Here is a 24,039-nt window from a genome sequence, read left to right as displayed (position 1 = left end):
GGCCTGGTCCACCTCTTCAGGTCGAGAGCTGCTTCTCGGCGATCGACAGCCACTCGGCCTGCGCCTCGCGCAGATATTTTGGCGCGCGCCGCATCTGGATCAGGAGCTCGTTGAAGACCATTCGCGCCTCGGCGCTGCGGCCGACCATCTGGAGCAGCATGCCGTAGCGCACCCGCGCTTCGGCGCCGGGGAAATAGCCGGAGACGGCGTGGTATTCTTCCAGCGCCTCGTCGAGCCGGCCGACCTCGGCAAGCGCGCGGGCGTAGAGCAGATGCGCGTCGGCGGAGTCGAAGTCCGGCCACTGCTTCTGGAGATCGTCCAGCGTCGCGAGCGCGTCGGCCGGACGCTTCGCGGAAAACTCGGCTTGCGCCTTGCCGAGCGCATAAGCGGGATCGTGGCCCATCGGCAGCTTCAGGACGTGGTCGTAATGCGCTTCCGCTTCACTGAATCTGCCGATCTTCGCGCACTCTTCCGCCAGCGCGGCGCGGTTGGCGATGGTGTCGGTGGCCGCCAGCCGATCGGAAAGCTCGCGATAGCGCTTCTCGGGATCAAGGCGATTGGCAACGCGCTGCCGCGCCTGCCGTGCGCCGGGGCTGGAAAACCATTCCGGGATGAGCTCGACCGCGATATAGGCGGGCGCCCCCATCATCGGCACCAGCAGGATGATGAAGGCCCAGGGCCGTAACCGCCCGGTTCGCGAAGCGTGATAGATCAGCGTGATATCAAGCAGCAGAACGACCAAAGCGACGGCATGTGACATCCAGGAGCACAACGACAACGCACGCTTCCTGATATCGCAACTGACGCGGTGAAACAACTTTTAGTTGTCTACACCGGCAGAAATCAGCGAACCCGGACCCGCGCGCCTTGATGACGGCGAGGAGTCAGTCGCTTCAAATGCGATCGAGGTTCATGAGATCACAGCCAAAGGCTGCAACTACTTGGCGTCGTCCGCCAGCATCTTCCGGTATTTTCCGACGTCGCGCGTCACCAGCTTCTGGAGCACCTCAGGCGAGTGCTCGTCGGGATCGGGCGCAACGGTCGACAGATCGGCAAAACGCTTCTTCACCGCGTCGGTTTCCACGGCGGTGCGCGCGGCGGCGTTCAGCCTGGCGATGACGGCCTGCGGCGTGCCCTTGGGCGCGAACAGGCCGTTCCAGCCCTGCGCCTCGAATTCCGCAAGGCCCGCCTCGGCAGACGTCGGCAGGTCGGGCAGCGTGGCCAGCCGCACGGTCGAGCCGACGACGAGCCCTCTCACCAGCTTCTCGTTGATCGATTGCGAGACGGAGGCGGCGGCGTCGCAGACGCCGTCGATCTGGCTGCCGACCGCATCGGTGAGCGCAGGCGCAGCGCCGCGATAGCCGACCAGCGTCGCATCGATGCCGGCGGCCGTCACAAAGCTTTTGCAAATGAGGTAATTTGACGAGCCGACGCCGGCATGGCCGAGATTGATCTTGCCCGGATTGGCCTTGGCGTAGGCGATGAACTCTTTCAGGTCTTTCGCGGGAAAATCCTTGCGGAGCGCGATGATGCCGAACGTCTTCGCCACCATCGCGATCGGCTTGAAGGAGTCCGGCGTGAACGGCAGCTTTGGATAGATCGTGTAGGTCGCGGCATTGGTGCCGGCATTGCCGATCGCGATGGTATAGCCGTCCGGCTCGGCGCGGGAGGCCCGCGCCAGCGCGGTCGAGCCGCCGGCGCCGGCGACGTTCTCGATCACGATGGTCTGGCCGAGCGCGATGCCCATCTGCTCGGCGACCGTGCGCGCGATCACATCCGAGGTGCCGCCGGCCGCGAACGGCACGATCATGGTGATCGGGCGCTTGGGGAAGTCCTGCGCGAACGCGGCACCAACCGTAAGCGAAACGCTCGCGAGCGACAGCGCCGCGATCGCGGCGAGAGAACGCTTCAGCACGAACGAGATCACGCGGCCTTTTCCAGATGCTGGACCAGGCCCGCGAACAGGCCGCGGCCGTCGGTGCAGCCCATGATGTCTTCGACGTGGTTCTCGGGGTGCGGCATCATGCCGAGCACGTTGCCGCTGTCGTTGACGATGCCGGCGATGGATTGCGCCGCGCCGTTGATGTTGCTGATATCATCGATCGCACCGTCGGCCGAGCAGTAGCGATAGAGCACCCGCCCCTCGCCTTCGAGCCGCTTGATGGTCTCTTCGTCCGCCGCGTAATTGCCCTCGCCATGGGCGATCGGCACGCGGATCACCTGCCCCGCATTGTAGCCGCGGGTGAACGGCGTGTCGGAACGCTCGACGCGCAGATGCACGTCGTGACAGATGAATTTCAGCCGCGCGTTGCGCATCAAGACGCCGGGCAGCAGGCCGGACTCGCAGAGGATCTGAAAACCATTGCAGACACCGAGCACGAGGCCGCCCTTGGCCGCATAGTCGCGCACCGCGTCCATCACCGGCGACCGCGCCGCAATCGCACCACAGCGAAGATAATCGCCATAGGAGAAGCCGCCCGGCACCACCACGAGATCGGTGCCGCCAGGCAGCGAGGTCTCGGCGTGCCACACCATCGCGGGCTCATGGCCCGAGATCAGCCTCAGTGCGCGCGCCATGTCGCGCTCACGGTTGATTCCGGGAAAGACGAGGATGGCGGCTTTCATGGCAGAGGTTCCGACGGTGGCGGGAATCGGGGTTGGCAGCGGGCCAATTCGTGAAGAGACATAACCATTTGACGGGGATTTTACCAGTGCTAGCCTCGTGAGAGGGCCTTGTACACAGGCCATGGCCGCACGCCGTTTGGCCCGATGGATTTGCCCGGGATTGAAGCCATGAACGTCCCGTCGCTGCCCACATCCCCCTCCGAGCCGGTGTCCGCCGACGGCGTCGTCGCCGCCGGCGCCTATGTCGACGGCCGACGCGTCGCCAACATCGTCATCAGCGAGGCCTCGAGCTGGCGGGCAAAACCTGGGCACGTGGTCTGGATCGGACTGCATGAGCCCGACATGGCGCTGCTCGGCGCGGTGCAGAAACAGTTCGACCTGCACGAGCTCGCGATCGAGGACGCCAACCACGCCCACCAGCGTCCCAAGATCGAGCAATATGGCGAGGCCCTGTTCATCGTGGCGCGCACCGCGCAATTGATCGAGGGCCGGATCGCCTTCGGCGAGACCCACATCTTCGTCGGCGAAGGCTACCTGGTCTCGGTGCGCCACGGCGCTTCGACGTCCTACACGCCGGTGCGCGAACGCTGCGAAAGCTGCCCGCGGGCGCTCGCGCGCGGCGAGGACTACATCCTCTACGCCATCCTCGATTTCATCGTCGACAACTACTCGCCCGTGCTCGAGAGCATTCACGAGGAGGTCGAGGGCATCGAGGACGACGTGCTCTCTAAGCCGATCAGCAAGGGGCAGATCGAGCGGCTTTACATGCTGCGCCGCGACCTGCTGCGGCTCAGAACCGCGATCGGCCCGCTGGTCGAGGTCTGCCGCCGGCTGGAGCATGACGAGCTTGCGATGGTGCGGCAGGCCATGCAGCCGCTGTTCCGCGACGTCACCGACCACGTGCGGAACATCCAGGAGCGCATCGATTCCATGCGCGAAGTGCTGGCCTTCGCGTTCGAAGCGAGTCTCCTGGTCGGCCAGGCGCAGGAGACGGCGGTCTCCAAGAAGCTTGCCTCCTGGCTCGCCATCATCGCGATCCCGACCGCGCTCGCCGGCATCTACGGCATGAACTTCAAGCACATGCCGGAGCTGGACTGGGAGTACGGCTATTACATGCTGCTCGGCGTGATGCTGACGGCGTGCGGCGCGCTGTATTGGCAGTTTCGTCGTGCCGGATGGCTGTGAGCCAGGCCGATCTCACCGAACCGCTGCATCGCTGAGTTCAAACCGCTGCTCGATACGATCGAGCCGCCCTTCATGCCTCACCAGCGTGGCATGAATTCCGGAAATCTCCTGAAAGACGCTGGTGATCTCCTGACGAGCCGCGTTCTGAGAAGTTCGCAGCGCCGACATTTCCTGCTTCATTTCATCGATCTTGCCATCGACCTGCGCCAGCCGCGCCTGGATCGATTTCAACACCTCGAACATCAGCTCTGCCGCCACGTCCGGCATTTTGCCTACTCTTATGCTTTCACCTCGATCGCATAATTTTCGATCACGGTATTTGCCAGCAGCTTGTCGGCGGCGTCCTTCAACGCCGCCTCCGCCTTGGCCTTGTCCGCGCCGGCAAGCTCGATATCGAACACCTTGCCCTGACGGACGCTGGCGACGCCGTCGACGCCGAGCGACTTCAGCGCGCCTTCGATGGCCTTCCCCTGGGGGTCGAGGATGCCCGTCTTCAAGGTAACGGTGACACGTGCCTTCACGTCCAAAACCCCTTTAGCTCTTCACCAGCACCGGGCCGGAGCCCGCCGGACGCTCGTTCTCCATGAGGATGCCGAGGCGCTTTGCGACTTCCGTATAGGCCTCGAGCAGGCCACCGAGGTCGCGGCGGAAGCGGTCCTTGTCGAGCTTCTCGTTCGACTTGATGTCCCAGAGACGGCAGGAGTCCGGGGAGATCTCGTCGGCGACGATGATCCGCATCATCTCGTTTTCGAACAGCCGGCCACACTCCATCTTGAAGTCGACGAGGCGGATGCCGATGCCGAGAAAGAGGCCGGTGAGGAAGTCGTTGACGCGGATGGCGAGCGCCATGATGTCGTCGATCTCCTGCGGCGTGGCCCAGCCGAAGGCGGTGATGTGCTCTTCCGACACCATGGGGTCGTTGAGCTGGTCGTTCTTGTAGTAGAATTCGATAATCGAACGGGGCAGCTGCGTGCCCTCCTCGATGCCGAGGCGCTGCGACAGCGAGCCGGCGGCGACATTCCGCACCACCACTTCGAGCGGCACGATCTCGACCTCGCGAATCAGCTGCTCGCGCATGTTGAGGCGGCGGATGAAATGGGTCGGCACCCCGATGTCGTTGAGGTGCTGAAACAGGTACTCCGAGATCCGGTTGTTGAGGACACCCTTGCCCTCGATCACCTGATGCTTTTTCGCGTTGAACGCGGTGGCGTCGTCCTTGAAGTGCTGGATCAGGGTACCGGGCTCGGGGCCTTCGTAAAGAACCTTTGCCTTGCCTTCATAAATGCGACGCCGACGGCTCATGGGGATGTACCGTGTTTTGTTGAAATCCATATATTTGGTGTGCTCCGGTTTACGAGAACTACGACCCACGGCGGAGCTGCCGTGAATGGCCTGGAACCCACGGAAACAGAACGGGAACCACGCCTTCAGGCAACCTATCCGATTGGCTGTCCCAGCACAATCGATCCGGTCCATCCGATGCCAACTTATACCGCCTTGCCTGCGGCTTAACGGCCCGTTGTCTTGCCGATTCGTGCTCCTTATCTAGGCATGCGCCGGGGCTCTCGCAACGAGGTCTCGGGATCCAGTCAGCAGGGAATTGAAAAAGGCATGAGCGAGATCAACAAGCGGCAGGAAGGCTTTGAGAAGAAGTTCGCCCTCGACGAGGAGCAGAAATTCAAGGCGGAAGCCCGCCGCAACCGGTTGCTCGGCCTGTGGGCGGCCGAAAAGCTCGGCGTCACCGGCGACGCCGCCACCGCCTACGCCAAGGAGGTGATCGCGGCCGATTTCGAGGAGGCCGGCGATGCCGACGTCCTGCGCAAGGTCATGGCCGATTTCGCCGCCAAGAACGTCGCCGTCACCGAACAGGCGATTCGCGCCAAGATGAGCGAGCTGCTCGCGGTGGCTGCGGCCGAGGTGAAGGCGGGGAAATAGGCCCATAGAGAGTGGCGAATGGCGAATAGCCCCTATTCGCCACTCGCAATTCGCCACTCGCTCCGATCATCCCTCCTTGAAGCCGTACTCCGGCACGTTGCCGCTGGCGCCATAATATTTGTACGGCAGGAACTTGCCGCTCATCGTGATTTTGACGCGGTCGCCCTTCGGATTGGCAACGCGCTCGATTCCCATGTCGAAATCGATCGCCGACATGATGCCGTCGCCGAATTCTTCCTCGATCAGCGCCTTCCAGGCCGGGCCGTTGACCATCACCATCTCGTAGAAGCGGTAGATCAGCGGGTCGGTCGGCGGCATCGGCGTGCCGGTGCCGCGCATCGGCACCTCGTTGAGCATCGCCGTCTCGGCCTTCGACAGGCCGAACAACTCGCCGGCGTTCGCGGCCTGCGGTTTTGTCAATTTCATCTGGCCGAGAATGGCGCCGACGATCAACACCTCCGCGTAACCGCCGACCTGGTCGCAGATGTATTTCCAGCTCCAGCCCTTCTCGCGCTTGATGTCGAGCAGCTTCTCGGTGAGGTCTTCGCGTTTCATGTCAGGGTCTCCCTTTTAGGCAGTCATACCGGGGCTGGCCCCGGGTATCCGCGTCTGTCGTTGCTCGTCGCCGCTGACTGCGATCGTCAATCCCGGCTTGCCAATGTGTACCACGGGCACGTTGCGCGGATCGTGATCGGGCTTCTCGGCGGCGAAATTCTTGCTGCGGCTGACCAGAAAATCGATGATGTGGTTGCGCAGCGCGTAATAGAGCGGATGGCGGTGCAGATCGGTGCGGCCGCGATCCTTCGGCAGCGGATTTTCGACCACCTCCGCCAGCACCGCGCCCGGACCGTTGGTCATGAGAAATATCTTGTCGGCCAGATAGATCGCCTCGTCGACGTCATGGGTGATCATGAACGCGGTCTGCCCGGTCTCCAGACAGATGCGCCGCACCTCGTCCTGGAGCGTGCCGCGCGTCAGCGCGTCCAGCGCCGAGAACGGCTCGTCCATCAACATGATCTTCGGCGTGATCGAGAGCGCCCGCGCAATGCCGACGCGCTGCTTCATGCCGCCGGACAGTTCCGAGGGACGCTTGTGCTCGGAGCCGGTCAGGCCGACCAGATCGATGTAGGTCTGCGCATGCGCCTTCACCCTGGCGCGATCCCAGCTGCGCCATTTCGAGCTGACGGCATAGCCGACATTGCCGAGCACGGTGCGCCAAGGCAGCAGCGCATGGCTCTGGAAGATCACGGCGCGGTCGAGGCTCGTGCCGGAAATCGCCTGCCCATCCACGATCACGGCACCCTCGCTCGGCGCATCGAGGCCGGCGAGGATGTTGAGCACCGTGGTCTTGCCGCAGCCGGAATGACCGATCGCGCAGGCGAACTCGCCGCGCGCCATCGACAGCCACAGGTTCTCGAACACGGCGATGGTCGCGCCGCCGGCGCCCGGATAGCGCCTTGCGATGGCTTCGATGGAGATGAACTTTTCGGTCACCGGCCTACTCCGGAAACGTGACCATGCGCGTGAAGCGCGCGAGGATCTGGTCGAGCAGCATGCCGACGATCCCGATCAGCAGGATCGCAATGATCACGTTGGTAATCGAGAGGTTGTTCCACTCGTTCCAGACGAAGTAGCCGATGCCGGTGCCGCCGACGAGCATTTCGGCGGCGACGATCACGAGCCAGGCGATGCCGATGGAGATGCGCATCCCCGTCAAGATCGTCGGCGCCGCCGCCGGCAGGATTACGGTGAAGGCACGCCTGAGGGTGCCGACCTCGAGCGTCCGGGCAACATTGATCCATTCCTTGCGCACGCCGGCGACGCCAAAGACGGTATTGAGCAGCATCGGCCAGATCGAGCAGATGAAGATCACGAAGATCGCGGAGATCGAAGAATCCTTGATGGTGTAGAGCGCGAGCGGCATCCAGGCCAGCGGCGAGATCGGTTTGAGCACCTGGATGAAGGGATCGAGCGCCTTGCTCAGCAGCGGCGACATGCCGATGATGAAGCCGAGCGGGATGGCGACGAGCACGGCGAGCAGATAGCCGGCGCCGACGCGCGCAATGGAATAGACAAGCTGGATGCCGAGCCCCTTGTCGTTCGGTCCGTTGTCGTAGAACGGCCGTCTCAGATGCTCCCAGAGTTTTGCACCGACATCGAGCGGCCCCGGCATGGCGGATTTGCCCTGCGTCGCGGTCAGCCCCATCAGCTTGGCGTATTCCGGGCTCATCGTCGCGACGGTGCCGGTCGAGCGCGTGGCGAGATGCCAGATACCGAGAAACGCGGCGAGCAGCACGATGGAGACGAGGCCCGCGCGGAGGCGGAGGGAGGTATTGGTCATCTCCCTCTCCCCGTTCTTACGGGGAGAGGGTTGGGGTGAGGGGCATGCTTCCGCAAATTCGGTAAAAGACGGACTCGCGGAGGCTCCCCCTCACCCGGATTGCATCTGACGATGCAATCCGACCTCTCCCCGCAAGCGGGGCGAGGTGAAGCGAGAGCGCGCATCATCCTCACGACGCCTTCCTGATCTTGAAGCTCGCGACGTAGTCCTCCGGCTTCCCCGGATCGAATGTCTTGCCCATCACCGCAAACGACTTGTAGGCGCTCGTGGGCGGCGTCAGACCCATTTCGGTCATCAGCTTCCTGGTGTCGGTCGCCAGATACACCTGCTCGGCGACCGCCTTGTAGTCGACGTCGCCCTTGATTTGGCCCCAGCGCTTCATCTGCGTCAGCATCCACACTGCGAAAGACTGCCAGGGGAACGGGTCGAAATCGACGCGCTTTTCATCCGTCTTCACGCCGCCGAGGCCGTCGGCATAGGTGCCGGTCAAGACCTGCTCCAGCACGGTGACCGGCGCGTTGATGTAATTCGCCGGCGCGATCGCCTCCGCAATCTGTTTGCGGTTCTCCGCCTTCGACGCATAGGCGGTCGCATCGACGATCGCGCGCGTCAGCGCGGCAAAACTGTTCGGCGCCGTCGTGATGAACTCGCGGCTCGCGGCGAAGCTGCAGCAGGGATGGCCGTCCCAGATCTCCTTGGACAAGAGGTGCATGAAGCCGGCGCCGTCATAGATCGCACGCTGGCAGATATTGTCCGGCGCAAGGAAACCGTCGATGTTGTCGGCGCGCAGGTTCGCGACCATTTCCGGCGGCGGCACCGAACGCAGCTGTACGTCGGTGTCGGGGTCGATGCCGTGCTCGGCGAGATAATACCGCAGCAGATAATTGTGCATGGAGTAGTCGAACGGGATCGCGAATTTCAGGCCCTTCCAGTCCTTCGGATCGCGCTTGTCCTTGTGCTTCATCGCCAGCACGATGCCCTGCCCGTTGATGTTCTCGATCGCGGGCACGGCAAAGGGAATGGCGTTGGCCCCTAAGCCGAGTGAGATCGCGATCGGCATCGGCGCCAGCATGTGGGCGGCGTCGTATTCCTTGTTGATGGTCTTGTCGCGGATCACGGCCCAGCCGGCGGTCTTGACCACGTCGACATTGAGGCCGTGCCTGGCATAGAAGCCGAGCGGCGCCGCCATGATAATCGGCGTGGCGCAAGTGATCGGGATGAAGCCGACCTTGAGATCCTTTTTCTCGGGCGTGCCGGCCTGCGCAAACACTTCGGTCGCCGTCTGAAGCGGAAAGAACTGCGACAGCGCGGCAAGCGCGGTCGAGGCCCCGACCGACTTGAGGAACGCGCGCCGCGCCACATCCTGCGGAAATATCGCGCGCATCACGGCGGACGCCACCACGCCCTCGTAACGCTTCTCCTCGCTCTCGACCGGTTCGCAACGGAACGCCAGCGAGGCCTGCTCATGCTCCGCCGCTGAATTGTGCCGGCCGCAAACACAGCCCGACTGAAGGTTGCGGTTGGCATCGAACGGATCGTCGAACGTGGACATGCTGCTGCCCCCTTTGTCACACGGCGCGAGGGACGTCGTTGTCCGCCGCGTCAGGTCAAAATTCCATCGTGGCCCGGCTACGTCTTGCGCAGCCGGGCCACGGGAAACATGCAGGTTCTATGCCGCCTTGCCCGTTACCTGGGCAGCCACCGGCAGCCCCTGCTCGATCGGCAGCGACGGATCGCGCGACCATTCGTTCCAGGAGCCGAAATACATCCGCACGTCCTTCACGCCGGCGTTCTTGAGCGCGAGGAAGGTGTTCGAGGCCCGCGCGCCCTTGAAGCAGTAGAGATAGACCGGCGTGGTCGTCGAGATGCCAACGGTGGCGCATTCCGCCAAGATCTCGTCCTTGGACTTGAAGCGCGGGCCCTCGGCGGTCGGCTTCATCATGCGATACCATTCCAGCCACACCGCGCCGGGGATGCGGCCCTTGCGCGGGCAGAAATCCCTGCCATAGGGCGACGAGCTGTCGCCGATCCACTCGTCGACATCGCGCACGTCGAGGATGGCGATGCCGGGCTTGCCGACGGCCCCCAACATGGTCTTCGCATCGATCAGGATCTCGCCGGCTTCAGGCACGACCGCGAACGAGGCCTTCGCCGGCGCCGGGACATCCTTCGTCACCGGGAATCCCGCGGCCGACCAGGCGTCGAATCCGCCATGCAGCACCTTGATCTTGGGATAGCCGAGCATGGTCAGGAGATAGTAGCCGCGGCAGGATTGGCCGAAGCCGGAATTCATCGACTGCTCGTAGATGACGGCCGTTTCCATGCCGGAGAGGCCGGCGCCGCCGAAGGCGTCGGCGAATTTTGTCTTGAGTTCGCTGATGCCCTCCGGCGTCGAGGTCGCCAGAAAAGTGAAAATCTCATGCACGTTGACGGCGTTGGGCAAGTGCCCGGCGGCATAGGCGTCGGGATTGCGGGTGTCGACGACGACACACGGTTCTAGCTTCAAGAGATCGGCAAGTTCGACGGCGGTAATCAGGACGTCAGTCATGGCAGCCTCTCGGTTGAGGTTGGGGTCTTCGGGGTGGACTCGCAAAATCAGGAATCGGCGAGCATCTTGCGCAGCTGCTTGGTGGCGGGCGTGACGATCGCGACGAAATAGGCTTCGCGCAGGCGCCGCTGCACGCGGTGGCTTTTGAGATAGCCGCGCGCGCCACAATGCAGCATCGCCGCATGCGCCGCCGCGACGCTGGCCTCTCCGGCGCGCAAGCGCAGCGCGATCACCTTGCGCCAGTAGGTCTCCTCTTGATTGTAGGGATCGCGCGCCAGCGCCATCGTCTCCGTCTCCAGCTCCGCGGCGAGATCGCGGAGATGCACCGGCTGCTGCGGCAGATAGCGGTTGATGTGGCCGAGGGGGCCACCGACCTCGTCCATGATGTTGATGCAGTCCCTGATGACGCCGAGCGCCATGCCGGCCTGGAGCAGGATGAAGCCGGCGCGGATCTTCTTCACAAAAGGCCCCGCGGGATCGGCGAGGATCAGCTCATCCGGCACGAAGACGTCGCGAAACTGCACGCCATAGGTGCCGGTGCCGTCCATGGCGAGGAACGGCTTGCACGGCGTCAGCGTGATCGCGGGATCGGAGCAGTCGGCCAGGAACATCACGGTGCCGGGCTCGTCCCTTACGATGCCGGGCTCGTCCCTTACAATGCCGGGCTCGTCCGTTACGATGCCCGGCTCCTCCTCGCGCTCGAAGATGGTGCCGAAATAATGGTCGGCGCCGAGATTGGAGACCCAGGGCAGCGCGCCGCGCACGATGTAGCCGCCCTCGACCTTGCGTCCTTTCAGCTTGAGCCTCTCGATCCCGAAAAAGCTCTTCATTGGGTTGGAGAGCCCGGTGCCGCCGAGCAGCCGGCCGGTCGAAAAGCCGTCGCCGAAGCGTTTTGCCAGCTTCATGTTGGTCGAGTTCGCCGCGTACCAGACCAGCGTGTTCTGGCACCAGGCCATGAACGCCGTGGCGCCGCAGACCTCGCCGATCGCCGCCATCGCCTGGATGGCGCAGCGCAGATCGGCGGGACCTTCGTGGGCCATGTGACTGCCCCAGGCGCCGACCTCGCCGAAGCGGCGCAGCACCTCGGCCGGATAGACCGAACCGTCGTCGATGCCTGCGGCGAGCGGCGCGAGCTGTTCGCGCGCGATCCGCGCCACCTCGCCGGCGATGGATGGTGCGGGCTGATCCAAAACTTCGGCCCGTGATAAAGCCAGTGAACCCATGATCGTCTCCCGCACCTTTTCCACTGCCGCCGACCGCTAGATGCCGACCTCGAGATTGACCGGTCGGGTGAAGGTGTTGGCGACCGGCGACCATTGCTTCACATGGGCGACCAGCGCGTTGATCTCGTCCTGCGAGATGCCCTCGCATTCCATGTCGACCTTGACGCGGACGTCCGTAAATCCAACCGGCTTGTCAGAGACATCGCCGGTGCCCCAGACTGCGGTGATGTTGAGATCGCCTTCGAGCTCGAGCTCGAGCTTGTTGACGATCCAGCCGCGGTGCACGGCGTTGGCGTGCAGGCCGACGGCGAGACATGAGCCGAGCGCGGCGAGCGAGGCCTCCGACGGATTTGGCGCGGTGTCGTCGCCCAGGAGCCCCGGCGGCTCGTCGACGATATAGGGCGGCAAATTGCGGATGTAGTTGGCGTGGCGGAATTTTCCTTCCGCGACCGTCTTGCACTTCAAGGTCTTGATGATCTTCGGATTGGCCTTGCCGCTCGCGATCAGTTGCTCGAGCCCATTCTTGTCGATGGGCGCGAGGCAGCCCGTCAGCACTGTTTTTTGAACGACGGCAGTCATCATTTTCTCCCTGGCAGCCGTGGAAAACGGCAGGATACCGAACGGTCTGTTTTCTTGCATGGACCGTGCCAGACCCGGCCAAAAACAAAACGCAAGGCATTGGAGCCGCTTAGCGAGCCCTGCCTGCGGATTGATCAGCCGACCTTTGCTCAAAGGCGATGCAGATGAGCTTTGTCTTGCGAATCTTTTCAGCGCCGAACAGATGCGGCTTGCTGATGCGGCGCGGCTGCGGGTAAGTTGGACTCATGGCCAGGCCTTCAATGAACAAGTCCTCACTGAACAAGACGTCAAGGAAGAACTCCCATTCGCTCCACGCCGTTGCCGGCGAAGACGAATCCGCGCGCGGACGTCTGCTGAGCGCCGCGACGCATCTGTTCTGCAAGTTTGGAATCAACGCCACCGGCATCGATGCGATCATCGAGGAGGCCGGCACCGCAAAGACCACGCTCTATAAATTGTTCGGCTCCAAGACCAATCTCGTCAACGCGGTGCTGGAGAGCGAAGGCAGGCAGTGGCGCGAATGGTTCATCGGCGCCATGGAAGATGGCGGCGGCGACGCGCAAGCCAAACTCACGCGCATCTTTCCGGCGCTGAAGAGCTGGTTCGGCGAAGAGCGCTTCTACGGCTGTCCCTTCATCAACGCAGTCGGCGAGCACGACAAGGACGCCAAGCAGTTCCGCAACATCGCGCTGAAGCACAAGAAGATCGTGCTCGGCCACATCGAGAAGCTCGCCGGCGAGCTCGGATCGAACGAGCCCGTCGTGCTCGCGCACCAGCTCGGCCTCATCATCGACGGCGCCATCGTCGCCGCGATGATCTCGCGCGACCCGGGCGTGGCGGATACGGCGGCGCTGACTGCAGGCCCCCTGCTCGGACAGTGGAAAGCGAAGAAGAAGCGCGCAGCAGATCAGCTCGAAGCGGTGTGAGGTTGTACGCGGGCCTCGTAGGGTGGGCAAAGGCGCAAAGCGCCGTGCCCACCACTTCTGTCTCGGAACGCTTGAAGATGGTGGGCACGCTTCGCTTTGCCCACCCTACAAGATCCGTTTCATAAATCCCTTGATCGCCTCCAGCACCGGCTGCTGATCGCCCGCAAAAAACCAGTGATCACTGCCGTCGAGCTCGACGAACTCCGCGCCGCTGATCCGGCTCGCCATGTCACGCCCGGCCGCGATCCTCACGGCGTTGTCGTCCCGCCGGTGCAGCACCAGCGTCGGCATGGCGATGTGCGCCAGAAGGTGTCGCACGTCGGCATCGCGAAATGCCTCGAGCACGGCCGAGATGCCGCCGGGACTGGACGCCGCACGCAATAATCCCGCCCACCAGGCGCGTGCCTGGGGATCACCAGCAAGGCTCGGTGCGAAGGTCTCGATCCCGGCCGGACCGCCCCATTGGGCGATGAGCTGGCGGCTCCAGGCGTCATACTGGCTGGCGCGCAAGGCGTGCGGATAGTCCTGTGACCAACAGCCCTTGGCCAACGCGCCGAACAGGATGAGCCCGGCCACGCGGCGCGGCTCATCGACCACAAACTTGATGCAGGCCGGCCCGCATTCGGATGCGCCGAACAGCACGACGCGGCGCGAGTCCGCCGCCCGCAGCACGGTGCCGATATCCTCCGCGGTAACATCGATACCAGGGGCTGATCCGACCCGGTCGGACAGCCCGATCCCGCGACGATCGAAAACAATCAGTCGCCCAAGCTTCATCAATGACGTCAGAAACGTGCGGCTCGCCGGATGCTCCCAGGCGCGCTCCACATGCGAGACGAAGCCGGGCATGACCAGGATATCGAGCGCGCCGCTTCCATAGGTCTGATAGGCGAGATGCACGCCGACGCCCTTCACATAGCGCGTCGCCGGAACGGCATCGCGCAGGAGCGCCGCCGCAGGAGTCATGAGCGCCTTGGTCTCGGCTTCCGGCGCGACGCCAAGCTCATCGCGCAGCCGCTGCATCAGCGCCGCGTAGTGCCGCTCCGCCGCGCTTCGGTCTCCGGCCAGCAGCAGGCTACGGATCAGGTGCCGGCCATACAATTCGCTGAGCGGATCGAGCTCGACCAGACGTCCCGCATGCGCGGTCGCTGCAAAATGATCGCCGGCGGCATTCTTGTCCTGCACGAGGCGCTCCAACGCGTTCACGAGCCGTCCCCGCAGCGCCTCCCGGCGAAAGAACGCCCAATCGTCGAATTCGGGACAGTCGTCCGGAGCGAAGCCCGCCAGGAAGTCACCCCGATAAATCAGGCAGGCTTCTTCGAAGGCACCGCGGTCGCAGGCGCTCTCGAACAGATGCGTGTCGATCTCCAGTTCGACCTCTGAAGACCATCGCATGCTGGTTCGGTCGGTCTCGAACACCGGCTGGCCGAGTGTGAGCTCAACGCGGTGAAGCAGGCGCCGCAGTCGCGCAAGGCCGGTCTCGCGGTCGGTCTCGGGCCACAGCAGCGTGGCCATGACGTCCCGCGCGACCGCGCTCTTGGTTTCCGCGAGATAGACCAGCAGCGCAAGACCCTTGCGCAGGTTCAGCTTGATCGGGCGGCCGTTGGCATGGACCTCCGGGAACCCGAACGTCCCGAGCGAGAAAGCCGTCATGAAAATCCTCTCTCCCCGGCCGGCGCCCCCGGGGGACGCACAGGGGACGGTCCAGCGCTAACGGTCGGGGCAGATCGAGCCCGCTCGCCAGCGAGCGATTCAGGCTCCTGCATGCGGCACCGCTGCATCAGGCACAATAGGAAAAACCATGGTCGCGCGCCTCGCAATCCCGCTCTACGCCATCGTGAGCTACGGCGTATTCACGGCTTCATTCCTCTACGCGCTCGGTTTCGTCGGCAATTATGTCGTGCCGAAGTCGATTGACGTCGGCAGCCACACGAATTTGAGCGAGGCCATCGTCGTCGACCTGCTGCTGCTCGGCCTGTTTGCAATCCAGCACAGCGTCATGGCGCGCCCGGCCTTCAAACGATGGTGGACCAAATTCCTTCCCGTGGCCTGCCAGCGCAGCACCTACGTGCTGCTCTCCAGCCTGATCCTGCTGCTGCTGTTCTGGCAGTGGCGCCCGATCCCGACGCCGGTCTGGCAGGCGAGCGGAATTGCAGCCTGGGTGCTGACCGGCGTGCATTGGCTCGGCTGGCTGATCGTGCTGGCCTCGACCTACATGATCGATCATTTCGATCTGTTCGGCCTGCGTCAGGCCTTCTTCGCGTTGCGCGGGGCCGAGATGCCAGGTCAATCCTTCAGGACGCCGCTGCTTTACAAGATCGTGCGGCATCCGCTCATGCTGGGCTTTCTGCTCGCCTTCTGGGCCACGCCCGAGATGACCGCCGGCCATCTGCTGTTCGCGGTCGCGAACACGGCCTACATCCTGGTCGCCCTGCAGTTCGAGGAACGGGATCTGGTCACCGAGTTCGGCGCGACCTACCAGCAATATCGCCGCCGCGTTCCCATGCTGGTGCCGCGCATTTTCGGTCACCGCCGTACGGAAGATCTCGAGCCGCCTCGGCCTGTTGGAGTGCCCCGATGAGAGCAGTTCTGTGCAGTTCGTTCACGGGCCCTGCGGACCTGCGCGTAAGCGAGATCGAACCGCCCAAGCCCGCCGGCGACGAGATTCTCATCGACGTCCATGCGGCCTCAGTCAGCTTCATGGACCAGTTGCTGGTGTCGGGGCTCTACCAGATGCGGCCGCCGACGCCCTTCGTGCCCGGCACGGAAGCATCCGGTGTCGTTGTCGCGGTTGGGGACAAGGTCAAGGCATTCGCGCCCGGCGATCGCGTGGCGTGCAGCAGCTGGATCGGCGGCTACGCCGAACGGATGACTGCCAAGGAATCGAAAAGCGTACGGCTGCCCGATAGCGTCGCCTTCGAACCCGCGGCGACGGTCCTGCACAATTACGGCACGGCCTGTTATGCGCTGGTCGAGCGGGCACGGGCGCAACGCGGCGAAACCCTGTTCGTCACCGGCGCCGCCGGCGGAGTTGGCCTTGCCACCGTCGATCTCGGCCGCCATCTGGGCCTGTGTGTCGTCGCCGGTGTCGGCTCCGATGACAGGGCAGCCCTGGTGCGCGAGTACGGCGCCAGCGAAATCATCAATTATCGCAGCGAAGATCTGCGCAACCGTATCAAGTCGATCGCATCAGGAGAAGGCATCGACATCGGCTTCGACAATATCGGCGGCGCGATCTTCGAGCAGATGGCCCGGTCGATGAGGTGGGGCGGACGGCTGATGCCGATCGGCTTCACCAGCGGCGAGATTCCACAGATTCCGATGAACCTGCCGCTGCTGAAGAACTATTCCATCCTCGGTGTCTTCGCCGGCGCCTGGACGGAGAAATTTTCCGCCGATGCCGCGCGTATGAACGCGACGCTGATGCAATTGCTGGCCGGCGGAAAAATCCGTCCGCACATCGATCGCGTCCTCCCTTTGGAGGAGGCCGGAGATGCCATGCGCGCCGTAGCCAACCGAACGGTTCAGGGGCGAATTGTCCTCAAGATCAGATAAAGTGCACCGGGAAGAGAGAACAAAACCGATGACACCGATCATCATCGACAAACGCTTTTGCGGTCCTCCCAACTCGGGCAACGGCGGCTATGTCTGCGGCCGGCTGGCCCGCCACATCCCCGGCGGGGCGGAGGTGACGCTGCGCGCACCGCCGCCGCTGGAAAAGCCGCTCGATGCGATCGCGACGGATGACGGCACATGGGAGCTTCGCGATGGCTCCCGTGTCGTCGCAACCGGGCGGGCGGCAAGTATCGAGCTTGCGCGGCTGGAGACAGCCAGCTTCGAAGAGGCATGTGCCGCCGAATTGCTGGCGCGGGTCAAGCCGCACGAGCACCCCCTGCCGACATGTTTCGTGTGTGGCCCGGCAAGGGCGAAAGGCGATGGCCTGCGCATTTTCGCCGGGCCGCTCGGGCGTTCTGCGCACAACGCCGTTCTCGCAGCGCGTTGGGCTCCGAATTCGAATCTGGCCGCCGAAGACGGCTTGATCGCGCCAGAATTTCTCTGGTCGGCGCTCGATTGTCCCACCGGCTTTGCCTGCAATTACAACCAAGAGAGCGGCAGCTTCGACCGGACGCCGCTCCTGCTCGGACGAATGTCGGCCCGGATCGAAGTCCGGCCGCGCCCCGGCGAACGCTGCGTCATCACGGCCTGGTCAACCGGCCGCGACGGCCGCAAACGCACGGCCGAGGCCGCCGCTCATGATGAAGCCGGGAAATTGCTGGCCGTCGCTCGGGCGACATGGATCGCGGTCGAACGCGACGTGCAACTCGGCCGCACTTCGTAGGGTGGATTAGCGTTAGCGTAATCCACCACTTTGGTCGTCGCGCGAGAAGAGGTGGGTTACGCTAACGCTAACCCACCCTACAAAACTACGAAGCGTCCGGTCCTTCCGCGATCATCCCCTGCAACCTCTCCAACTCCGCTTCCAGATCGCGCTCAACATCTGCCGCCCGCATCTCGATCACGCGATAGTCCCGCGCCTCCAGCCACGCCCGCCGCGACGCGCGGTCGGCGGCGATGGTCTCGCCCTCGCCCGCGTTGACCAGCTCGATCGCGATCCTGTGCGCGAACGAGACAAAATCCGGGATGTGCCGCCCCACAGGGGTCTGACGCTTGAACTGACCTGCGAAGCGGCGGTCGCGGGTCAGCGCCTGCCACAGCAGGCGCTCGGCATCCGTCGGGTTGCGGCGGAGCAGGCGGGCGAGACCGCGCACCGTGCTGCCGCTGTCAGGCACCCCGCCGCCCTGGCCGTGCTCGGCCAGCAGCGCGCGCAGGCGCGTCGCCTGCTCGCCGTCGAGCACGCCGCCCTTGGCCGGGCCCTTGCGCCCTTCCGCGATCGCCATCACCACGCCGTGCAGGGTGTGCATGTCCTGCTTGGTCGGCTCCATCCGGCTGAAAATGTTGCGCAGGTTGACCAGCATGGTGTCGCGCTTCTCGGCCGGGCGCAAAAATTCGACCCGGTCGAGCTCCCGGATGAGATTGTCGAAGAAGGCCTGCATCTGGTGCTGCGAGGCGCGCTCGGAGCGTTCCGGCATGGCATGCGGCAGCTCGCCGGACGTCGCACGCTTGAACCATTCATAGCCGACCAGCAGCACGGCCTGGGCAAGGTTAAGCGAGGCAAAGCCCGGATTGACTGGGAAGGTGATGATGCGGTTGGAGAGCCCGACCTCCTCGTTGGTCAGGCCCCATCGTTCCCGGCCGAACAGGATGCCGGCCTTGCCTCCTGTGGCGAGGTGCCCGGATATCTCGCTTGCTGCGGCTTCCGGCCCCACCACCGGCTTGGCCTGGTCGTGGGGGCGCGCGGTGGTGGCGAACAGCAGGTCGAGGTCGGCGACGGCCGCGCCGACCGTGTCGAACAATTCGACCTTTTCCAGAATGTAGTCGGCGCCGGCCGCAGCCCGCTGTGCCGCGATGTTGGGCCAGCCGTCGCGGGGGTTGACGATGCGCAATCGGCTCAGCGCGAAGTTGCCCATGGCGCGCGCGGCCATGCCGATATTCTCGCCGAGCTGCGGCTCGACCAGGATCACGATGGGGCCGTCGAGGGAAAGGCCCGCCTTGCTCTTGTCAGTCCCCGACATCTCGTTTCGCTTTCACGCTGGTTCACAAGGCCTTGGAGAGGCCGCCTCAGGAGTTGATTCAAGCCGGCTGCCCGGCCGCTTTGCCCGCTCGCCTGTCGTTTGCCTGTCCTGACAAAATTCTCAAGGGAAATAACGGGTTGGAATCGACTTTTGAATCTCGCCGGAAACTTGACGCGGACCCGGCCGAGGGGGTGGGCCGCGGCCCCCCATCTGCGGAAGCTGGATGAGCTAAAAGTGCATAATCCCTTGGCTTTCGCCCGCTGCAGTCAGGTGCTAAGAGGCGGCGGATATTCCCGTGGCGCGCCAAAAGCGCCGTTCCCAAGAGGCTTCCCCGATCATGGCAAAAATCAAGGTGTCCAACCCCGTCGTCGAACTCGATGGCGACGAGATGACCCGGATCATCTGGCAGTACATCAAGGACAAGCTGATCAACCCGTTCCTTGACGTCGAGCTGCTCTATTTCGACCTGGGGATGGAGTACCGCGACGAAACCAACGATCAGGTCACGATCGATGCCGCCGAAGCCATCAAGAAGGTCGGCGTGGGCGTCAAGTGCGCCACCATCACCCCGGACGAGGCCCGGGTGAAGGAGTTTGGCCTCAAGCAGATGTGGAAGTCGCCGAACGGCACCATCCGCAACATCCTCGGCGGCTGCATCTTCCGCGAGCCGATCATCTGCAAGAACGTGCCGCGCCTGGTTCCCGGCTGGACCAAGCCGATCATCATCGGCCGCCACGCCTATGGCGACCAGTACCGCGCCACCGACATCAAGTTCCCCGGCAAGGGCACGCTGACGATGAAGTTCGTCGGCGAGGACGGCACCGTGATCGAGAGGGAAGTGTTCAAGACCCCGGGCGCCGGCGTCGCGATGCAGATGTACAATCTCGACGATTCCATCATCGACTTCGCCCGCGCCTCGCTGAACTACGGCCTGCTGCGCAACTACCCGGTCTATCTCTCGACCAAGAACACGATCATGAAGGTCTATGACGGCCGCTTCAAGGACATCTTCCAGGACATCTACGACCGCGAGTTCAAGACAGAATTCGAGGCCAAGGGCCTGACCTACGAGCACCGTCTGATCGACGACATGGTGGCCTCGGCGCTGAAATGGTCCGGCGGCTATGTCTGGGCCTGCAAGAACTACGACGGCGACGTGCAGTCCGACACCGTCGCGCAGGGTTACGGCTCGCTCGGCCTGATGACCTCGGTGCTGCTGACCCCCGACGGCAAGACGGTGGAAGCCGAAGCCGCCCACGGCACCGTGACCCGCCACTACCGCGAGCACCAGAAGGGCAAGGAGACCTCGACCAACTCGATCGCGTCGATCTTCGCCTGGACGAGAGGCCTGTCGCACCGCGCCAAGCTCGACAACAATGCCGAGCTCGCCAAGTTCGCGAACACGCTCGAGAAGGTCTGCGTCGACACCGTCGAGGAAGGCTACATGACCAAGGACCTCGCCCTGCTGGTCGGCGCCGACCAGCGCTGGCTGTCGACCACCGGCTTCCTCGACAAGGTCGCCGAGAACCTCGGGAAGGCGCTGACGGCGTAAGCTGCCAACCGCAATTTCGCCCGACTGGGCCAAACATCATCACGGGCCGCGCCTTTGAGCGCGGCCCGTTTCTTTTTTGAGACCCCCCGCACGGAGATGCGACCATGTCGATCAAGCTTGCCGTCCCATGCCTGATGCTGCTCGCTGGACCGGCTGCGGCCGCAGAGCCGCTCTCGGAAGCCCTTGCCGCGCCCGGCGAGACCATCGTGCTCAGCGTCCACGCCGAGGGTGCGCAGGTTTATGAATGCAAGGCCGGCACCGACGGCAAGCTCGCCTGGACATTCCGCGAGCCAATCGCCACGCTGCTCGCCGACGGCAAGACGATCGGCCGGCACTATGCCGGGCCGAACTGGGAGCACACCGATGGCAGTGCCGTCGCCGGCAAGGCCATCGGCAATGCGTCCGGCACGACCGCCGCCGATATCCCCTGGCTGAAGCTGGAGGTCGCCGCACATCGCGGCAGCGGCGTCCTGACGCCCGTCACTACCGTCCAGCGCATCAACACCCATGGCGGCAAGCTCGACGGCACCTGCGACAAGGCCGGCGAGTTCAAAAGTGCGCCCTACTCGGCCGACTACGTTTTCCTGCGCAAGAGCTGACGAACGAGGCGCACTGCGCTTTAAGCGCCGGTCATGGCTTTTTCGATCGCTGTGAGCGCGGCCGCCGCGTTGGCGCCATCGGGGCCGCCGGCCTGCGCCATGTCGGGCCGGCCGCCGCCGCCCTTGCCACCCAGCGCCTCGGAAGCGACGCGCACGAGATTCACGGCATTGAAGCGCGACGTCAGGTCCGCGGTGACGCCGACCACGATTCCGGCCTTGCCGTCCTCGGTGACGCCGACGATGGCAACCACGCCGGAGCCGATCTGCTTCTTGCCGTCATCCGCAAGGCTCTTGAGGTCCTTCATCTCGATGCCCTCGACCGCGCGCGCCATCAGCTTGACGTCACCGACCTCGCGCACGGCCGCGGCCGCGCCATTGCCGGCGGAGGCACCGCCGCCCATCGCGAGCTTCTTGCGCACGTCGGACAATTCGCGCTCGAGCTTCTTGCGCTCGTCCATCAGCGCGACGATCCGCGCCGGCACGTCGTCGATCGAGGTGCGCAGCTCGTTTGCCGCGGTCTTCGCCAGCGCCATGGTGTCGTTGGCATGCTTGCGCGCATAATTGCCGGTCAGCGCCTCGATGCGGCGCACGCCGGAGGCGACCGCGCTCTCGCCGGTCAGCGTGATCAGGCCGATATCGCCGGTGCGCCTGACATGCGTGCCGCCGCAGAGTTCGACCGACCAGCCGAGCGCATTGGTGCCGCGCTCGCGCGCAGTCCTTCCCATCGAGACGACGCGAACCTCGTCGCCATACTTTTCGCCAAACAGCGCGCGCGCCCCCGCTTCGCGGGCCTCGTCCACGCCCATGACGCGGGTCGTGACTTCGTCGTTCTCCAGCACCACGTCGTTGGCGATGTCCTCGACGCGGGCAAGCTCCTCCGCCGTGATCGGCTTCGGATGCACGAAGTCGAAGCGCAGCCGGTCGGGCGCGACCATCGAGCCGCGCTGGGCGATGTGGTCGCCGAGCACCTGGCGCAGCGCCTCATGGATGAGGTGGGTGGCCGAGTGATGCGCGCGGATCGACGAGCGGCGCGAATGATTCACCTCGAGCTGCAGCGCGGTGCCGAGCTTCACTTCGCCACTCTCCACCGTGCCGATGTGGACGAAGAAATCGCCGAGCTTCTTCTGGGTGTCGGTGACGCGGACCTTGATCCCGCCCTCGCCTAGCAGCACGCCGGTATCGCCGATCTGGCCGCCGGACTCCGCGTAGAACGGCGTCTGGTTCAGCACGATCGCGCCAGTCTCGCCGGCCTTGAGGCTGCCCGCTTCCTTGCCGTCCTTCACCAGTGCGGCGACGACGCCCTCGGCGCTCTCGGTCTCGTAGCCCAGAAATTCGGTGGCCCCGAGCTTCTCGCGCAGCGGGAACCAGATCGCTTCGGAGGCCGCCTCGCCCGAGCCCTTCCAGGACTCGCGCGCCTTGGCCTTCTGACGCTCCATCGCGTCGGTGAACGAAGCCTGATCCACGCCGATGCCGCGCGACTTCAGCGCGTCCTGCGTCAGGTCCAGCGGGAAGCCATAGGTATCGTAAAGGGTGAAGGCGACGTCGCCGTCGAACATGTCGCCTTTCTTCAGGGACACGCTCTTCTCGTCGAGGATGGCAAGGCCGCGCACCAGGGTCTTGCGGAAGCGGGTCTCTTCCAGCCGCAGTGTTTCCTCGATCAGGTTTTCCGCGCGCATCAGTTCCGGATAGGCCTGGCCCATCTCGCGCACCAGCGCCCAGACCAGGCGATGCATCAGCGGCTCTTTCGCACCCAACAGCTGCGCATGGCGCATCGCGCGGCGCATGATCCGGCGCAGCACATAACCGCGGCCCTCGTTCGAGGGCAGCACCCCGTCCGAGACGAGGAAGGCCGAGGACCGTAGATGGTCGGCGATGACGCGGAACGAGGCGACGGTCTTCTCGTCCGGGCCGCTTCCCAAAGCGGACGCGGTCGCATCGATCAAATGACGGAACAGATCGGTCTCGAACACGCTGTCGACACCCTGCATGATGCAGGCCATGCGCTCGAGGCCCATGCCGGTGTCGATCGAGGGACGCGGCAGCGGCACGCGCTCCTCTTTCGTCACCTGCTCGTACTGCATGAACACCAGATTCCAGAATTCGAGAAAGCGGTCGCCGTCCTCCTCCGGCGAGCCCGGGGGACCGCCCCAGATGTGCTCGCCGCGATCGATGAAGATCTCCGAGCACGGACCGCACGGGCCGGTGTCGCCCATCGCCCAGAAATTGTCCGACGTCGGAATCCGGATGATCCGGTCGTCGGAGAAGCCGGCGATCTTCTTCCACAGGCCGGCCGCCTCGTCGTCGGTGTGGTAGACGGTGACGAGCAGCTTGTCTTTCTTGAGCCCGAATTCCTTGGTGATCAGCGTCCAGGCGAGCTCGATCGCGCGCTCCTTGAAATAGTCGCCGAACGAGAAATTGCCGAGCATCTCGAAGAAGGTGAGATGGCGCGCGGTGTAGCCGACATTGTCGAGGTCGTTGTGCTTGCCGCCGGCGCGCACGCATTTCTGCGAGGTGGTGGCGCGCTGGTAGGGACGCTTTTCCATGCCGGTGAAGACGTTCTTGAACTGCACCATGCCGGCATTGGTGAACATCAAGGTCGGGTCATTGCGCGGTACCAATGGCGAGGACGACACGATCTCGTGGCCGTTCTCGGCAAAGAAGTTCAGAAAGGTCGACCTGATCTCGTTGACGCCGCTCATGTTCATCCAATCGGGTGTGCTTGGACCCGCTTCCCAGCCATCCAAAGCGCAAGTTTGGGCTGATATCTGCGGGCCAAAGCGCTTTTAGACAAGGCCAGCTTCGCTGTCCAGAAACTGTGCAGGCAGATCAGAGGGTTGCCGCAGGCGCGCAATCACGGTTGAAAGGCGAAGCCGCCGCGTTGACAGGCTTGGCC

24 protein-coding genes are annotated in these 24,039 nt (G+C 64.2%); 8 read left to right on the top strand and 16 right to left on the bottom strand.

What is annotated here, in order from left to right:
• Positions 1-16: 16 nt before the first annotated feature.
• The 3 genes from IVA80_RS34130 to purQ form a co-directional block, all read right to left on the bottom strand.
• On the bottom strand, positions 17-760 hold the full coding sequence (locus tag IVA80_RS34130; protein ID WP_247439512.1) for a tetratricopeptide repeat protein: 744 nt from the start codon (positions 758-760) through the stop codon (positions 17-19).
• A 177-nt stretch (positions 761-937) separates the two neighbouring features.
• On the bottom strand, positions 938-1,927 hold the full coding sequence (locus IVA80_RS34125) for a tripartite tricarboxylate transporter substrate binding protein BugD (RefSeq protein WP_247439511.1): 990 nt from the start codon (positions 1,925-1,927) through the stop codon (positions 938-940).
• Positions 1,924-2,625, bottom strand: coding sequence for a phosphoribosylformylglycinamidine synthase subunit PurQ (purQ, locus tag IVA80_RS34120; RefSeq protein ID WP_247439510.1), 702 nt, complete (start codon positions 2,623-2,625; stop codon positions 1,924-1,926). Before purQ ends, IVA80_RS34125 begins: the two co-directional genes overlap by 4 nt.
• Positions 2,626-2,793: 168 nt before the next feature.
• Between purQ and IVA80_RS34115 the strand changes: the two genes are divergently transcribed.
• Positions 2,794-3,810, top strand: a complete 1,017-nt coding sequence (locus IVA80_RS34115; protein ID WP_247439509.1) for a magnesium and cobalt transport protein CorA — start codon at positions 2,794-2,796, stop codon at positions 3,808-3,810.
• Positions 3,811-3,822: 12 nt separating this feature from the next.
• Here IVA80_RS34115 and IVA80_RS34110 read toward each other — a convergent pair whose 3' ends face one another.
• Genes IVA80_RS34110 through purC form a run of 3 tightly spaced genes read right to left on the bottom strand, consistent with a single transcriptional unit; the run spans position 3,823 to position 5,112 of the window.
• The gene (locus IVA80_RS34110; RefSeq protein ID WP_247439508.1) at positions 3,823-4,077 is read right to left on the bottom strand and encodes a hypothetical protein; all 255 of its coding nucleotides are present in this window, start codon (positions 4,075-4,077) and stop codon (positions 3,823-3,825) included.
• Between the two features lie 11 nt (positions 4,078-4,088).
• Positions 4,089-4,331, bottom strand: a complete 243-nt coding sequence (purS, locus tag IVA80_RS34105) for a phosphoribosylformylglycinamidine synthase subunit PurS (protein ID WP_247439507.1) — start codon at positions 4,329-4,331, stop codon at positions 4,089-4,091.
• A gap of 13 nt (positions 4,332-4,344) precedes the next feature.
• Positions 4,345-5,112, bottom strand: coding sequence for a phosphoribosylaminoimidazolesuccinocarboxamide synthase (gene purC, locus IVA80_RS34100; RefSeq protein ID WP_008974302.1), 768 nt, complete (start codon positions 5,110-5,112; stop codon positions 4,345-4,347).
• A 309-nt stretch (positions 5,113-5,421) separates the two neighbouring features.
• Between purC and IVA80_RS34095 the strand changes: the two genes are divergently transcribed.
• Positions 5,422-5,745 (top strand): DUF1476 domain-containing protein, encoded by a 324-nt coding sequence (locus IVA80_RS34095; protein WP_247439506.1) that lies wholly within the window; start codon positions 5,422-5,424, stop codon positions 5,743-5,745.
• 66 nt (positions 5,746-5,811) lie between these two features.
• On the opposite strand, the gene cynS is transcribed toward IVA80_RS34095, so the two are convergent.
• From cynS to IVA80_RS34060, 7 genes are all read right to left on the bottom strand, one after another.
• A complete protein-coding gene (gene cynS / locus IVA80_RS34090) occupies positions 5,812-6,300 on the bottom strand; it encodes a cyanase (protein WP_247439505.1) in 489 nt (162 codons plus the stop codon).
• 15 nt (positions 6,301-6,315) lie between these two features.
• Positions 6,316-7,239: an ABC transporter ATP-binding protein gene (locus IVA80_RS34085; protein WP_247439504.1), complete on the bottom strand. Its 924-nt coding sequence runs from the start codon at positions 7,237-7,239 to the stop codon at positions 6,316-6,318.
• 4 nt (positions 7,240-7,243) lie between these two features.
• Positions 7,244-8,086, bottom strand: a complete 843-nt coding sequence (gene ntrB / locus IVA80_RS34080) for a nitrate ABC transporter permease (protein WP_247439503.1) — start codon at positions 8,084-8,086, stop codon at positions 7,244-7,246.
• A 169-nt stretch (positions 8,087-8,255) separates the two neighbouring features.
• Positions 8,256-9,638, bottom strand: a complete 1,383-nt coding sequence (locus tag IVA80_RS34075) for a CmpA/NrtA family ABC transporter substrate-binding protein (RefSeq protein ID WP_247439502.1) — start codon at positions 9,636-9,638, stop codon at positions 8,256-8,258.
• A gap of 117 nt (positions 9,639-9,755) precedes the next feature.
• Entirely contained in the window at positions 9,756-10,634 is an 879-nt protein-coding gene (locus tag IVA80_RS34070) for a sulfurtransferase (protein ID WP_247439501.1), read from the bottom strand.
• 47 nt (positions 10,635-10,681) lie between these two features.
• Positions 10,682-11,857: an acyl-CoA dehydrogenase family protein gene (locus IVA80_RS34065; protein ID WP_247439500.1), complete on the bottom strand. Its 1,176-nt coding sequence runs from the start codon at positions 11,855-11,857 to the stop codon at positions 10,682-10,684.
• 36 nt (positions 11,858-11,893) lie between these two features.
• Positions 11,894-12,436 carry an OsmC family protein gene (locus IVA80_RS34060; protein ID WP_247439499.1) on the bottom strand — a complete coding sequence of 181 codons (543 nt, stop codon included), beginning with the start codon at positions 12,434-12,436 and terminating at the stop codon, positions 11,894-11,896.
• 260 nt (positions 12,437-12,696) lie between these two features.
• On the opposite strand from IVA80_RS34060, the gene IVA80_RS34055 reads away from it, so the two are divergent.
• Positions 12,697-13,362, top strand: coding sequence for a TetR/AcrR family transcriptional regulator (locus IVA80_RS34055; RefSeq protein WP_247439498.1), 666 nt, complete (start codon positions 12,697-12,699; stop codon positions 13,360-13,362).
• Positions 13,363-13,467: 105 nt separating this feature from the next.
• Here the strand turns inward: IVA80_RS34055 and IVA80_RS34050 are convergent, their stop codons facing one another.
• Positions 13,468-15,015, bottom strand: a complete 1,548-nt coding sequence (locus IVA80_RS34050) for an alpha/beta fold hydrolase (protein WP_247439497.1) — start codon at positions 15,013-15,015, stop codon at positions 13,468-13,470.
• 148 nt (positions 15,016-15,163) lie between these two features.
• Between IVA80_RS34050 and mddA the strand changes: the two genes are divergently transcribed.
• Genes mddA through IVA80_RS34035 form a run of 3 tightly spaced genes read left to right on the top strand, consistent with a single transcriptional unit; the run spans position 15,164 to position 17,701 of the window.
• Positions 15,164-15,943, top strand: a complete 780-nt coding sequence (gene mddA / locus IVA80_RS34045; protein WP_247439496.1) for a methanethiol S-methyltransferase — start codon at positions 15,164-15,166, stop codon at positions 15,941-15,943.
• On the top strand, positions 15,940-16,917 hold the full coding sequence (locus IVA80_RS34040) for an NADPH:quinone oxidoreductase family protein (protein ID WP_247439495.1): 978 nt from the start codon (positions 15,940-15,942) through the stop codon (positions 16,915-16,917). The genes mddA and IVA80_RS34040 overlap by 4 nt, the downstream gene beginning before the upstream one ends.
• A gap of 28 nt (positions 16,918-16,945) precedes the next feature.
• The gene (locus tag IVA80_RS34035) at positions 16,946-17,701 is read left to right on the top strand and encodes a hypothetical protein (RefSeq protein ID WP_247439494.1); all 756 of its coding nucleotides are present in this window, start codon (positions 16,946-16,948) and stop codon (positions 17,699-17,701) included.
• Positions 17,702-17,786: 85 nt separating this feature from the next.
• On the opposite strand, the gene IVA80_RS34030 is transcribed toward IVA80_RS34035, so the two are convergent.
• Complete coding sequence (locus IVA80_RS34030; RefSeq protein WP_247439493.1) at positions 17,787-18,995, bottom strand: TrmJ/YjtD family RNA methyltransferase; 1,209 nt, start codon at positions 18,993-18,995, stop codon at positions 17,787-17,789.
• Between the two features lie 337 nt (positions 18,996-19,332).
• Here IVA80_RS34030 and IVA80_RS34025 point away from each other — a divergent pair, with 337 nt between their 5' ends.
• Together IVA80_RS34025 and IVA80_RS34020 are read left to right on the top strand one after the other, a co-directional pair.
• Positions 19,333-20,547, top strand: coding sequence for an NADP-dependent isocitrate dehydrogenase (locus tag IVA80_RS34025; RefSeq protein WP_247439492.1), 1,215 nt, complete (start codon positions 19,333-19,335; stop codon positions 20,545-20,547).
• Positions 20,548-20,651: 104 nt separating this feature from the next.
• Entirely contained in the window at positions 20,652-21,146 is a 495-nt protein-coding gene (locus IVA80_RS34020) for a DUF3455 domain-containing protein (protein WP_247439491.1), read from the top strand.
• 20 nt (positions 21,147-21,166) lie between these two features.
• Here the strand turns inward: IVA80_RS34020 and alaS are convergent, their stop codons facing one another.
• A complete protein-coding gene (gene alaS, locus IVA80_RS34015; protein ID WP_247439490.1) occupies positions 21,167-23,845 on the bottom strand; it encodes an alanine--tRNA ligase in 2,679 nt (892 codons plus the stop codon).
• Positions 23,846-24,039 lie beyond the last annotated feature (194 nt).

This window comes from Bradyrhizobium sp. 139, from assembly GCF_023074175.1.
GTDB lineage: Bacteria > Pseudomonadota > Alphaproteobacteria > Rhizobiales > Xanthobacteraceae > Bradyrhizobium.
This window is presented reverse-complemented; position numbering and strand designations above follow the sequence as displayed.